The organism is Pectobacterium sp. CHL-2024 (genome assembly GCF_044751765.1).
Taxonomy (GTDB): Bacteria; Pseudomonadota; Gammaproteobacteria; order Enterobacterales; family Enterobacteriaceae; genus Pectobacterium; species Pectobacterium brasiliense.
Map to the genome: position 1 here is coordinate 78,901 of NZ_JBIXKO010000013.1, position 13,003 is coordinate 91,903.

A 13,003-nucleotide genomic window follows, 5' to 3' on the forward strand; every position below is an offset into this window, starting at 1 on the left:
TGATGAAAATAGGACGGATGCGGCATCTGAGAGCATTTGATCGCGTAAATCCCGCTGATTTCAGCGCCCTGACAACACCAGCTTGACATATAATAATCAATCTTCAATATGAAACATCCCGTTTCTCAGACGACCCGTATAGGCGGGATGGCGCGTATTGGATGGGGCTAACATACCGTTTCGGAACCGATGGATTTATTTATGAATTACCAAAATGATGATTTAAGAATTAAAGAGATTAATGAACTTTTGCCGCCGGTTGCTTTGCTAGAAAAGTTTCCAGCCACGGAGAAGGCAGCGGAAACGGTATCGTTCGCGCGTACTGCCATCCATAAAATTCTTAACGGCAATGACGACCGCCTGCTGGTGGTCATTGGTCCTTGCTCGATCCACGATACGAAAGCAGCAAAAGAGTATGCCGCGCGTTTGCTGACGCTGCGTAACGAGCTGAGCGACGATCTGGAAGTAGTGATGCGGGTTTATTTTGAAAAACCTCGTACTACGATTGGCTGGAAAGGGCTGATCAACGATCCGCACATGGATAACAGCTTCCAGATCAATGACGGCTTGCGCATTGCACGCCAGCTGCTGCTGGAGATTAACGACATCGGTTTACCGGCTGCGGGTGAGTTTCTGGATATGATCACCCCGCAATACATGGCGGATTTGATGAGCTGGGGCGCTATCGGCGCACGTACGACGGAATCTCAGGTACACCGTGAACTGGCATCCGGCCTGTCATGCCCTGTCGGCTTTAAAAACGGCACCGACGGTACGATCAAAGTCGCGATTGATGCGATCAACGCTGCCAGTGCACCACACTGTTTCCTGTCTGTGACCAAATGGGGCCACTCGGCTATCGTGAACACCAGCGGTAACAACGATTGCCACATCATTCTGCGTGGCGGTAAAACGCCGAACTACAGCGCTGAGCATGTGAAAGACGTGAAGATCGGTCTGGAAAAAGCGGGCCTGACACCGCAGGTCATGATCGATTTCAGCCATGCGAACAGCAGCAAGCAATTCAAAAAGCAGATGGATGTCTGTACTGACGTCTGTGGGCAGATCGCGCAGGGCGAGAAAGCGATTATGGGCGTGATGGTGGAAAGCCATCTGGTCGAAGGCAATCAGAATCTGGAAAGCGGTGAGCCGTTGGTTTATGGCCGTAGTGTGACCGATGCCTGCATTGGCTGGGAAGACACTGAATCCCTGCTGCGCCAGTTAGCGTCTGCTGTACGCGAACGCCGTAACAAGTAATATCGAATAGTGTGCTATATAAAAAAACCCGGCACAGGCCGGGTTTTTCTCATTCAGGGGTAAATTACTTCGCTTTACCCTGATTCGCTACTGCGGCAGCTTTTGCAGCGATTTCATCTGCGTTGCCCAGGTAGTAACGTTTGATCGGCTTGAAGTTCTCGTCGAACTCATAAACCAATGGCACGCCAGTTGGGATATTCAGTTCCAGAATTTCGTCTTCGCCCAGGTTGTCCAGATATTTCACCAGTGCACGCAGTGAGTTACCGTGAGCCGCAACGATCACACGCTCACCGCTTTTGACGCGTGGCAGGATAGTCTCGTTCCAGTAAGGCACAACACGGTCGATGGTCAGCGCCAGGCTTTCAGTCAGTGGCAACTCTTTGTCGCTCAGAGAAGCGTAACGCGGATCGTGGCCCGGGAAACGTTCGTCATCACGCGTTAACTCTGGAGGCGTAATTGCAAAACCACGACGCCATTGTTTAACCTGCTCGTCACCGTATTTCTCAGCGGTTTCGGCTTTGTTCAGGCCCTGCAACGCACCGTAGTGACGCTCATTCAGTTTCCAGCATTTCTCAACTGGCAACCAGGCTTGATCCAGCTCGTCCAGTATATTCCACAGTGTGTGAATGGCACGTTTCAGCACGGAGGTATAAGCGAAATCAAAGGCAAAACCTTCGTCTTTCAGCAGCTGACCTGCGGCTTTGGCTTCTGAACGGCCTTTGTCGGATAGATCGACATCGTACCAGCCTGTGAAGCGGTTTTCGTTGTTCCACTGGCTCTCACCGTGTCTTACCAGTACCAGCTTAGTTACAGCCATAGCTAAACTCCTTCCTATCCTAAGATTTCTGTGATAACTGATTTCATTATAGGGGTGGAGAACGGTTATCGGCAATCGATAGTCGATGGCAAGCGTGATTTATCCGCAGGTTATTTGCGTAAAATCACGCTCTGGCTTTACCGTTTCAGCAAACCGGAATCCCCCTTGTGCAATAACAGATAGACCGCAGGGATCACCAGCATCGACAGCAGAGGAGCGCTCACCATCCCGCCGATCATCGGCGCGGCAATCCGCTGCATGATTTCGGATCCGCTACCGCCGCCCCACATGATGGGAAGCAGCCCTGCCATAATCGTTGCGACGGTCATCATTTTTGGCCGTACGCGCAGAACCGCCCCTTCGTGGATGGCATCCATCAACTGCTGGCGTGACAGCACCTGACCTGCCACACGGTGCTTCTCTACCGCATGATTGAGGTAGAGCAGCATGATGACGCCGAATTCCGCCGACACGCCCGCCAAAGCAATAAAGCCTACGGCACCGGCTACAGAAAGATTATAGCCAAGGATATAGAGCAGCCAGACGCCGCCAATCAGCGCGAAAGGTAAGGTTGCCATGATCAGCAATGCATCTTTGATGCGGTTGAAGGTGACATACAGCAGCACAAAAATGATCAGCAGCGTAAAGGGTACGACGACTTTCATTTTCTCCGTAGCGCGTTCCAGATATTCAAACTGACCGGACCAGCTCAGTGAAACGCCTTCCGGCAGCGTAACCTGCTGGGTAACGGCTTGCTGCATGTCTTCAACGGCGGATTTCAGATCGCGACCGCGTAGATCGACATAAATCCAGTCCGACAGGCGGCTGTTTTCACTTTTCAGCATTGGTGGCCCTTCGCTGACGCGAATATCAGCCAGTTCTGCCAGCGTCACTCTTCTGCCATTGGCCGTCACAATGGGCAGGTCACGCAATTTTTGTAGTGAATCGCGTAATTCACGTGGATAGCGGATATTAATGGGATAACGCTGGCGACCTTCAATCGTTTCGCCAATATTTTGCCCACCGATGAGCGTAGCGACCACCGACTGAAGCTCTTCGACGGATACGCCGTAGCGTGCGGCGCGTTGCCGGTCGATATCAATATCGATATAGCGCCCGCCCGCTAACCGTTCCGCCAGCGCAGAGGTCACGCCCGGAACCTGCTTCACCACCTGCTCGATTTGTGCGGCGGTACGTTCGATATCGGCCAGATTGTTGCCGTTAACCTTGATGCCCACCGGGCTTTTGATGCCGGTGGCCAGCATGTCCAGCCGGTTGCGAATCGGTGGCACCCACACGTTGGCAATACCCGGCAGGCTGACGGTGCGATCCAACTCGGCCACCAACTTGTCCATGGTCATGCCTTCGCGCCACTGGTTGCGCGGTTTCAGCCGAATAGTACTTTCCAGCATGGTGAGCGGTGCCGGGTCAGTTGCTGTTTCGGCACGGCCTGCTTTACCAAAGACCGATTCGACTTCGGGCACGGTTTTAATCAGCCTGTCCGTTTGTTGCAGTAGACGACCCGCCTCACGCGCGGAGATACCGGGCAGGGTGGAAGGCATATACAGCAGATCGCCTTCATCCAGCGGCGGCATGAATTCACTTCCCAGACGGCTGAGTGGAAAGAGTGTCAACAGCAACAGCAGGCCGGAGAGCAGCAACGTGGTCTTCGGATAGCTCAGCACCTTTTGCAGCACCGGGTGATAGGCGGCAATCAGCCAGCGGTTAATCGGGTTCGACTGCTCGTCCGGTATCTTGCCGCGAACGAAATATCCCATTAATACCGGCACCAGCGTAATCCCTAATCCGGCGGCGACGGCCATGGCATAGGTTTTGGTAAAGGCCAGCGGTGAAAACATGCGGCCTTCCTGCGCCTCCAGTGAGAACACGGGGACAAACGACAGCGTAATGATCAGCAGGCTGCAAAATAGCGCGGGCCCGACCTCCACCGCGGCCCGTTCCGCTAACTGCCACCACTCGTTATTCTGCGGTTGTTTCCCTGGATTCTCATGTCGCCACTGCTCAATGACTTTATGCATGTTTTCTATCATCACAATCGCGGCATCCACCATCGCGCCGATGGCAATCGCAATACCGCCCAGCGACATGATGTTGGCGTTCACACCCTGATAGCGCATGATGATAAACGCCCCCAGAATCCCCAGCGGCAGGCTGATGATCGCCACCAGCGCCGAGCGGAAGTGAAACAGAAACAGGGCGCAGATAATCGCCACGACGATAAACTCTTCCAGCAGCTTGAAGCTGAGCGTATCGATAGCGTGTTCAATCAACTGCGAACGATCATAGGTTGGGACGATGTCTACACCCGCGGGCAGGCTTTTCTGTATTTCCTGTAACCGCGCTTTGACGGCATGCAGCGTATTCAGCGCATTCTTGCCATAGCGCAGGACGATGATGCCGCCGGCCACTTCACCTTCGCCATTCAGTTCGGCGATGCCGCGCCGCATCTCCGGCCCTTCTCTGAGCGTAGCCACATCCTGCAACAGCACGGGAATACCGTTGCGGGTGGTAATCACCACGTGGTTAAAATCCTGCATACTTTTCAGGTAACCCGTGGTGCGTACCATGTACTCTGCTTCGCCCAACTCCAGCACGGAACCGCCGTTTTCCTGATTGGCGGCCTGTACGGCACTGACGATCTGCTGGTGGGTGATGCCCTGTGTCCGCATGCGCTCCGGGTCGACGACGATCTGATACTGTTTGACCATGCCGCCCACGCTGGCGACTTCCGCCACATCAGGCACCGTTTTCAACTCATATTTCAGCAGCCAGTCCTGAAAACCGCGCAGGTCGGCCAGACTGTATTTGCCGCTGCGATCCACCAGCGCGTATTCGTAAATCCAGCCGACACCAGTGGCATCCGGGCCGAGTGACGTCTTGGCGTCGGCTGGCAGGCTGGATTGCACCTGGCTGAGATATTCCAGCACGCGAGAACGCGCCCAGTAAGGGTCGGTGCCATCTTCAAACAGTACATAAACGTAGGCATCGCCGAACATGGAGAAGCCCCGTACCGTCTTGGCCCCCGGAACGGAAAGCATGGTTGTGGTCAGCGGGTAGGTCACCTGATTTTCCACCACCTGTGGTGCTTTTCCTGGATAGCTGACGCGAATGATGACCTGTACGTCCGATAAATCGGGCAGAGCATCCAGCGGCGTTTTTTGTAGCGATAGCAGGCCCCACGCGGCCATGAACAGCGCTGCCAGTAAAACCAGAAGACGGTTTTTGAGCGACCAGCGAATGATGTAGGCAATCATGGATGGCCTCCATGGCTGGCATGCGGATCGTCAATGGTAGAAAAATTCAGGACGTGAATCCCGCTGTCGTCCATGTTGAACTGGAAACGCACGGTACTGCCGATTCCCATTCCCTCAGGTAGCCCTGATGGTGGCAGCGTGAAATCCATCGTCATCGGTGACCAGTTGAGTGCCGGAACCGCTTCGTGTTCTATGGTGGCCTGATTGCCGTTTATCGCTCTGATGACTCCCTGAGTGTGATAGCCAACGGGTGTAGCCGACGTTTCTGGGGCTGCCGACTTTTCCGCATCAAACTGCGGTAGGGCGTTGCGCAGGCTGGCTTCGGAATCAATCAGGAACTGACCGGAGGTGACCACATTGTCACCTGCCTTCAGTCCATTGAGGATTTCGACCCAGTCGCCCAGCGACGCACCCACCGTGACGTTACGTGGGGTAAAATGACCAGTGCCATCACTCAGTAAGACCCGGTTTTGGCTACCGCTGACCAATAGCGCTTCCTGCGGGATCGCCAGACGCGGCTGTGCCTGCGGCTGAGAGAGCTGCACGGTCAGGTACATACCGGGTTTAAGCTGCTGTTGCGGGTTATCCAGTACCACGCGCGCTTTTAGCGTGCGTGTGGTGCTATCTAATACGGGCAGCAGTTCGCTGATCTTGCCATGGAACGTTTTACCCTGCCAGGCGCTGCTGGTCGCGCTGATGTCGCTGCCGAGAGTGAGCTGCGCGGCTTGCGACTCGGGGTAATCGACATCCACCCACACCGGATTCAGGCTGGCAAGCTCAAAGAGAGGCTGAGCTGGGCTTAACTGCATGCCTTGCCGCACCTCTAGCTTATTCACGTAGCCGTCTTCCGGCGCGGTAATCGCGATCCTGTCCTGCGGCTTACCGCTACGCTCGACCTGCCGAATAATTGCTTCTGGCATGAAGATCAGTGCCAGCCGCTGGCGAGCCGATTGAGTCAGCATGTCGTCGCCCAACTGCCGTACCGCCAGATATTCGCGCTGCGCCGCTGCCCAGGTCGGGTTCCACAAGGTAGCCAGCGTTTCGCCTTTCTTCACCTGCTGTTGTAGCGCACTGACCGTGAGTTTCTCGACAATGCCGCCGCTGGGTGCCACCAGCGTGTGTAATCCGCGTTCGTTGAGTGTGACGGTGCCGTAACCTGTGCTACTACTGGAAAGTTCACGCATTTCCGCGCGCGCCGTGCGAACCCCAAGATTTTGCTGCTGGCGGGCGCTGACCGTAATACCGCCATCACTCTGCGCTTCATCGGCGTAGCGGGGCACCAGTTCCATATCCATAAAGGGGGATTTCCCCGGTTTATCGAAGCGTTTATCCGGCACCATCGGATCGTACCAATAGAGGACGGTACGTGCTGACGCTGCGGCTGAAGAAGACTGTGGTGTTGGCTGTTTACCCACCAGATAGCCCACGCCACCCGCGCTGAGGATAGCCAGCGTCATGAGGCTAAACCTCAGTGATTTGTTCGTGATTGTTTTGCTCATCGCGTAGGGCTTCCTTGTGGCGTCAGATAGCGGATAGCGGCCCAATATTGAGCCATCTCCCGTGCGGTATCCTGAACGGCGATCCGGCTTTCGAGCAGCGCTCGGCGGGCATCCAGTACGGCAGAAAGGTTACTGCTGCCGGATTGGTACTGAGCCTGAATCAGTTTGATGCGCTGCTGTTGTAGCGGGAGAACGTCATTGCTCTGCCGCTGCCAGCGTGACTGTGCGGCTTGATATTGAGCAATCAGCGTATCGAGCTGTGCCTGATGCTCTCGTTCAGTGAGCAAGACTCTGTCGCGCGCTTCCATGCTGCGTGATACATCTGCGGCGTAGTCCTTATCCTGACGCTTGGATGTGAACAGCGGCAGATCGACCGTCACCATCATGCCCGCCATGTCGTCGTAATCATCTCCGCGCTTCGCGTAATAGACTTCAACATCGACATTGGGGATGGCGGCAACGGCCGACTGTGCGGAGCGAGCCTGAGCCAGTTCGGCTTCACGCTGCGCCTGTTGCATTTCTGGATGCTGATGAATGGCGTTGCCCAGCACCTCCGGTGAGGCGGGCAGCCGTTCAAAGCGAGGCAGTTCGCCGTGCACGTTGATATCCGTCACGCCAGTAAGCTGCACCAGTCGGGCGTGTGCGATGTGGGTATCACGCTCGGCATCGGCCAGTCTGTCCTGCATGGCTACCAGCGTCAGGCGGGCATCCAGAACACTACTGGCTTCACTGCCTGCTGCCACACTCGCTTTTTGTGAGGCTATCTGCCGCTGGCTTTCGTTGACCAACGCGGTGACGTCGGCCAACGCCTTTTGGGAGAGCGCCAGATCCAGCCATGCCTGTGCCGTTTCCCGTTGCAGGCGAGCACGAATACTTTCGCTATTACTTTGCAGTGCTTCGGCTTCGACCCGAATAGCCTGCGCTTTGCTATCTCGCTTACGGCTGCTGACATAAGTTTGCATGACGCCGATACGCTGCATCGTCATCCCTTCACGCGTGAGTCGACTACCGTTGTTGCCGCCCAATGGCAAATTTTCGACGCCAAATTTCAACTTTGGATCGGGAAGTTGCGTGGCAGAGTCGGCCATGTTCTGGAGCGCGTTCATCTGGTGTTGATTGGCCGACAGATCGGCGGAGTAACGCTCCGCCGCCTGTAAAGCCTGTTCAAGACTCAGATCTGCCGCAAAGACGATGGCAGGCAGCCACAGCAACATCGCCAGACACGCGCGCGCAGCAGCGTGTTTGGATAAGTTCATGGTGTGCTCCGGTTAAGGCTGCTGTGGCGTAATCGCGGTCAGTGTGTAGCCGCTATCGTTCTGGATAAAGCTGAACGTAACGGGTGTGTTGACAGGCAACGGCGTGATTCCGCCGCGGGATGGCAGCGCAAAGGCCATCGTCATGGCTGGCCATTTGAGCTCGGCAATCGGCGCGTGAGAGATCGTGACGCTGTTGGTATCCCACTGCTTAACAATCCCGGTAGTTTGATAAACGGCTGTTGTGGCCGCAGGGGGCGTGGTCGGCATCATCGCGTGATGCTGGTGGTCGTTTGCCCACACGGGGAAGACGAAGGAAGAAACAGAAAAAATCAGGCTGCTGATCAAAGCCATATAAGTGATACGCATAAAAATAATCCCAATAAAAATAATTGATAAACAAGACGTTGCGCTCGCTGGCGCAGGGGTTATCAATCGCTTGGGTTATTCTCTGAATCGGCAAAAGCGGATTTCAGCCGGAGGGCCGACCGCAGGAGGCGAGAGCCAGACATCAGATGTCGGACTAAGGGTGACAGGATTATCCGCTAAGACTAGCTCACCGCTGACCGGCAGCGCTAATAATGCCAGCGAGCCATTATCCTGCTTCACACTATCCGGCACGCAGTGTTTTTCGCACAGCGGTGTTTGCTGCTCGGCAACGTAAGACGCTTTAGCCGTATGCTGAGCATGAGATGATAACGGCTGAACGTCAGCCTGTTGCAGATGTGCCTGATGCTGGAGTGCGGGGGATGTCTGGCTGATCGTCATATCGCATTGATGACCTGCGATAGCCAGTTGCGCATTCAGGAAAAACCAGCACAGCGCCAATAGCCATCCCCACCTGCCTTTATGGCGCAGATGATGAATGAATAATGGAGACCGTGATGATGCGGACATGGCGTTTCCTTTTTGGACGTTTTGGCAGTGTATGCGTCTGAGCGGGAAGGGGGCAAGCGGGGAATAGCATAGTTTTGTAAATTGGCAGAAAGTTATCTGCCAATGTTATCAATGGGTTAATTATGTTTTGCCGTTCGGTTACTGTACGAGAAACTGGTACGTGGTATCTGAGCGATAGACTTTCCCCGGTTTCAGCCAGCAATCGGGCTGCGGCCAATCGGGGTGATTCGGGCTGTCCGGCAGGAATTCGCTTTCCAGTGCGACACCGGCATAGTTTTCATATTGACCGCCGTCTCGCGAGGGCGTTCCGGCCAGAAAGTTGCCGCTGTAGAGCTGTAAGGCGGGAGCGCTGGTGAAAACGCTCATCAGCACGCGGCTATCGGATGACCATAAATTGGCAGCCGGACTTTCGCTGGAACCGCAGGTACGATGCAATAAATAAGCGTGATCGTAGCCGCCGACGGCCATTTGATCGCTGTCGCGCAGGAAATCTTCTTCCAGCGTTTTTGGCTGGCGGAAATCCATTCCGGTAGCGTTTACCGGTGTCAGATCGGCGTTAGGAATGCCCGAACTATTAACCGGTAAATAATAGTCGGCAAACAGTTGCAGCTGGTGCTTACGGACGTCAGTCAGATCGCCATCAAGGTTGAAATACGCGTGGTTGGTCAGGCAAACGGGGCAGGCTTTCTCTACGGTCGCCTGATACGAGATTTCCAGCGAATTATGTTCGGTCAGCGCGTAGGTCACCTGTACGTTGAGATGCCCTGGATATCCTTGATCGCCATCCGGTGAGTGCAACTGGTACGTCACCTGCGTTGCATCCTGACTGGCAATTCGCCAGCGGCGGGCGTGAAAGCCTTCCGGGCCACCGTGCAACTGGTGCTCGTTCTGGTTTGGAATCAGATGGAACGTTTCGGTTTCTCGACTGAATGTGGCTTTGGCTATGCGGTTGGCATAGCGGCCAATCGATGCACCGAGATAAGCGCTTTGTCGCGGATACTGCTCGGGCGATGCACAGCCCAGTAAGACTTCTCGCACCTCACCCTCTGGTAGCGGCAGCTCACAGGAAAGCCAGGTTGCACCCCAGTCCATCAGGCGCACGCGCATGCCTGCCTGATTCTGCAAGGTCGTTAATTGAAACGGCTGACCATCGGGTGCCAGCGTGCTAAGACTTTCATTCAACATGACTTGCTCCTGTAGAGGCCTGAGAAGATAGAGAAGGTTGGCCGATGGTTGCAAATAGGGGAAGGTTGCAGAAATCAACTCTGCCGCGCTTCCCTTAATCTGTCATCTGACGTAAAAACGCCGTTACGCTTCGTCGTACCCATTAGGGTGGTTGGACTGCCAGCGCCAGGTGTCCTGCGCCATTTCTTGCAGTGAGCGTGTGACTCGCCAGTTAAGGTCTTTCGCTGCACGCTCGGCATCTGCCCAATAAGCAGGCAGATCGCCCTGACGACGTGGGGCAAAATGGTAAGCCAGCGGCTTGCCACAGGCCTGACTGAAGGCTTCGACGACCTGCAATACACTGTAGCCTACGCCTGCGCCCAGATTATAAATATGCACGCCAGCACGATTTTGCAGGGTGTTCATGGCGGCGATATGACCGTCAGCCAGATCGACGACGTGGATATAATCTCGCACGCCAGTGCCGTCAGCGGTAGGGTAGTCATTACCGAAAATCGCCAGCGAGTCGCGACGCCCGACAGCAACCTGAGCGATGTAAGGCATCAGGTTATTGGGCACACCTTGTGGGTCTTCACCCATCTCACCCGATGGATGTGCGCCAACCGGGTTGAAATATCGCAACAGCGTAATACTCCATTCCGGTTCTGCATGCTGTAAGTCTTGCAGGATTTGCTCGACCATCAGCTTGCTACGGCCATAAGGGCTGGCAGGGTGCCCTGTGGGGAAACTTTCCTGATAGGGCGTGCGTGGTTGATCGCCATAGACGGTGGCGGAGGAGCTAAAAATCAGGTTTTTCACGCCTGCTTTCTTCATCGCCTCAACCAGTACGAGCGTACCGTAGACGTTATTATCATAGTAGCTCAACGGTTCACGCACCGATTCGCCCACGGCTTTTAAGCCGGCAAAGTGGATGACAGAATCAATGGAATGCTTAGCGAAAATATCGTCCAGCAGCGCGCTGTCGCGGATATCGCCCTGATAAAAAACGGGTGTCTTATCGGTTAAGCGTGTAATGGTTTTAACGACGCTAGCCTTGCTGTTGCACAAGTTATCGAGAATGATGGGAGTGTGCCCGGCAGCCAGCAATTGTACGCAAGTATGACTTCCTATGTAACCGCTACCACCTGTGACAAGAACGTTCATAATGACCTCTATTATCGCAATGCAGCAAAATAACATGGTTAGGGGCAGAAAAAGGTGATCTACAGCGAGAATCTGCCTCTGTTATCGATGGTTTCTTTACGAATAAACTGAGTGAAGCATAATCTACAGTGTAAATGAGCCAGGCTTTCTACCCTACATTTTATTTTGTGGTAGCGTTATCATCCCTGTTTTTAGGCGTTATTTACATAACGCGTCAATCTGGTAGCGGTAGATGTCGTTGTGCGGGACGAAAGTGAGCCGATGCGTGATGCACTCGGGCGCGTCTTCCGCGTGGTGAGAGACAAAGAGTAGCTGCGTTTCGCCCTCGCCAATCAGAATATCCAGCCAGCGGCGTACCAGTTGGCGATTGAGCGGATCAAGCCCCTGTAGCGGTTCATCAAGAATGAGCAGGGCGGGGTGTTTGACTAACGCGCGGGCAATCAGCGTCAGACGTTGCTGACCCCAGGAGAGCGACTGAAACGGGGTATCGGCAATAGCGCCATTGAGCCCAAGCAGCGTGAGCCACTGTTCGGTCAGGTGGCGCTGGCGGTCAGAAACGGCCTGATAAATGCCGATAGAGTCAAAAAAGCCTGACAGGATAACGTTGCGCACGCTGGTGCTGACGCGGTAATCCAGATGGAAGCTGCTGCTGACGTAACCGATGTGGCGCTTGATGTCCCAGATGGTTTCACCGCTGCCGCGCTTACGTCCAAACAGCGTGAGGTCGTTACTGTAGCCTTGCGGATGATCGCCCGTAATCAGGCTGAGCAGCGTCGATTTCCCCGCGCCATTTGGCCCGACAATCTGCCAATGCTGACCGGGCAACACTTCCCACGTTAGCTCGTGCAGAATAGGGCGGTCGTTGTACTGCACCACGCCGTTACGCAGCCGAATGCGTGCCTCGTCAGCGGGAAGCGTCATATACCGCTGCGGATCTTCCGGTTCTGGCAGCGAACTTCCCGACAGTTTTTCGCTAAACGCGAGCTGGGCTACCAGCGCTTCAGAGAGGATCGTTTCACGCTCGCCGACGCGGGTCAGCGTACAGTCTGCCAGCACACCGACATGGTTGATAAAGTCAGGGATGTCGTCGAAGCGATTCAGAATAAGCACCAGCGTATAACCGGTGCCTGCCAGTTTCCTCAGTTCATCGGCAAGCTGCTGACGGGAGGCAACGTCCAACCCATCGAAAGGCTCGTCGAGAATCAGCAGATCGGGTTGAGGCATCAGCGCCTGACACAGCATCGCCTTACGGGTTTCCCCCGTAGAGAGGTACTTGAAGCGGCGCTCCAGCAAATGCGCAATACCAAACTGGTCTGCCAGCTGTTGGCAACGCACGGGATCGTTGAGGCTATCCTGAATCACTTCTGCCGTGGTGCGGCCAGTGTCGTCTTCACCTTCACTGAGCAGATCGGTGTTATTGCGCTGCCACTCGTCAGAAACCAGTTTTTGTAATTGTTCAAACGACAGTCGGACGGGGCGTTGAAATCCCGTTGTTCGTTCACCACGTAATATTGGCAGTTCGCCGGATAGCGCCCGCGCCAGTGCAGATTTACCACTTCCGTTGGCCCCGACAAAGGCCCAGCACTGGTTTTGTTCGAGCGTCAGTTCGTCCAGACGCAGCATGCGGGTGTCGCTGAGACGAAACAGCCCCTGAGTGATTTTTAACAATGACATTCT

At 54.8% G+C, this 13,003-nt stretch carries 10 protein-coding genes; 1 reads left to right on the forward strand and 9 read right to left on the reverse strand.

Translation table 11 applies throughout. The features are described from left to right. The first annotated feature begins 201 nt into the window (after window positions 1-201). Window positions 202-1,257 carry a 3-deoxy-7-phosphoheptulonate synthase AroG gene (gene aroG / locus ACIPUG_RS17030; RefSeq protein WP_039275579.1) on the forward strand — a complete coding sequence of 352 codons (1,056 nt, stop codon included), beginning with the start codon at window positions 202-204 and terminating at the stop codon, window positions 1,255-1,257. 64 nt (window positions 1,258-1,321) lie between these two features. Here aroG and gpmA read toward each other — a convergent pair whose 3' ends face one another. The 9 genes from gpmA to modF all read right to left on the reverse strand — a co-directional run bounded on the left by gpmA (window position 1,322) and on the right by modF (window position 13,000). Next, on the reverse strand, window positions 1,322-2,074 hold the full coding sequence (gene gpmA / locus ACIPUG_RS17035) for a 2,3-diphosphoglycerate-dependent phosphoglycerate mutase (RefSeq protein WP_010285317.1): 753 nt from the start codon (window positions 2,072-2,074) through the stop codon (window positions 1,322-1,324). Between the two features lie 137 nt (window positions 2,075-2,211). Continuing rightward, on the reverse strand, window positions 2,212-5,349 hold the full coding sequence (locus tag ACIPUG_RS17040) for an efflux RND transporter permease subunit (protein WP_400339373.1): 3,138 nt from the start codon (window positions 5,347-5,349) through the stop codon (window positions 2,212-2,214). Then, complete coding sequence (locus tag ACIPUG_RS17045; protein ID WP_039552897.1) at window positions 5,346-6,848, reverse strand: efflux RND transporter periplasmic adaptor subunit; 1,503 nt, start codon at window positions 6,846-6,848, stop codon at window positions 5,346-5,348. Before ACIPUG_RS17045 ends, ACIPUG_RS17040 begins: the two co-directional genes overlap by 4 nt. Next, a complete protein-coding gene (locus tag ACIPUG_RS17050) occupies window positions 6,845-8,104 on the reverse strand; it encodes a TolC family protein (protein ID WP_400339376.1) in 1,260 nt (419 codons plus the stop codon). The genes ACIPUG_RS17045 and ACIPUG_RS17050 overlap by 4 nt, the downstream gene beginning before the upstream one ends. Window positions 8,105-8,116: 12 nt before the next feature. Beyond that, a complete protein-coding gene (locus ACIPUG_RS17055; protein WP_400339379.1) occupies window positions 8,117-8,470 on the reverse strand; it encodes a copper-binding protein in 354 nt (117 codons plus the stop codon). Window positions 8,471-8,545: 75 nt separating this feature from the next. Further along, window positions 8,546-8,998: a hypothetical protein gene (locus ACIPUG_RS17060; protein ID WP_094370694.1), complete on the reverse strand. Its 453-nt coding sequence runs from the start codon at window positions 8,996-8,998 to the stop codon at window positions 8,546-8,548. Between the two features lie 138 nt (window positions 8,999-9,136). Next, on the reverse strand, window positions 9,137-10,183 hold the full coding sequence (galM, locus tag ACIPUG_RS17065) for a galactose-1-epimerase (RefSeq protein ID WP_400339382.1): 1,047 nt from the start codon (window positions 10,181-10,183) through the stop codon (window positions 9,137-9,139). A 123-nt stretch (window positions 10,184-10,306) separates the two neighbouring features. After that, complete coding sequence (gene galE, locus ACIPUG_RS17070; protein WP_039275569.1) at window positions 10,307-11,326, reverse strand: UDP-glucose 4-epimerase GalE; 1,020 nt, start codon at window positions 11,324-11,326, stop codon at window positions 10,307-10,309. Window positions 11,327-11,524: 198 nt separating this feature from the next. Continuing rightward, window positions 11,525-13,000 carry a molybdate ABC transporter ATP-binding protein ModF gene (gene modF / locus ACIPUG_RS17075; protein WP_400339385.1) on the reverse strand — a complete coding sequence of 492 codons (1,476 nt, stop codon included), beginning with the start codon at window positions 12,998-13,000 and terminating at the stop codon, window positions 11,525-11,527. Between the last annotated feature and the right edge of the window lie 3 nt (window positions 13,001-13,003).

Bases quoted from the DNA above. Each gene is read 5' to 3' on its own strand.
- galE (WP_039275569.1), bottom strand. From the start codon at position 11,326: ATGAACGTTCTTGTCACAGGTGGTAGCGGTTACATAGGAAGTCATACT.
- ACIPUG_RS17050 (WP_400339376.1), bottom strand. From the start codon at position 8,104: ATGAACTTATCCAAACACGCTGCTGCGCGCGCGTGTCTGGCGATGTTG.
- ACIPUG_RS17060 (WP_094370694.1), bottom strand. From the start codon at position 8,998: ATGTCCGCATCATCACGGTCTCCATTATTCATTCATCATCTGCGCCAT.
- galM (WP_400339382.1), bottom strand. From the start codon at position 10,183: ATGTTGAATGAAAGTCTTAGCACGCTGGCACCCGATGGTCAGCCGTTT.
- ACIPUG_RS17040 (WP_400339373.1), bottom strand. From the start codon at position 5,349: ATGATTGCCTACATCATTCGCTGGTCGCTCAAAAACCGTCTTCTGGTT.
- ACIPUG_RS17055 (WP_400339379.1), bottom strand. From the start codon at position 8,470: ATGCGTATCACTTATATGGCTTTGATCAGCAGCCTGATTTTTTCTGTT.
- aroG (WP_039275579.1), top strand. From the start codon at position 202: ATGAATTACCAAAATGATGATTTAAGAATTAAAGAGATTAATGAACTT.
- modF (WP_400339385.1), bottom strand. From the start codon at position 13,000: ATGTCATTGTTAAAAATCACTCAGGGGCTGTTTCGTCTCAGCGACACC.
- ACIPUG_RS17045 (WP_039552897.1), bottom strand. From the start codon at position 6,848: ATGAGCAAAACAATCACGAACAAATCACTGAGGTTTAGCCTCATGACG.
- gpmA (WP_010285317.1), bottom strand. From the start codon at position 2,074: ATGGCTGTAACTAAGCTGGTACTGGTAAGACACGGTGAGAGCCAGTGG.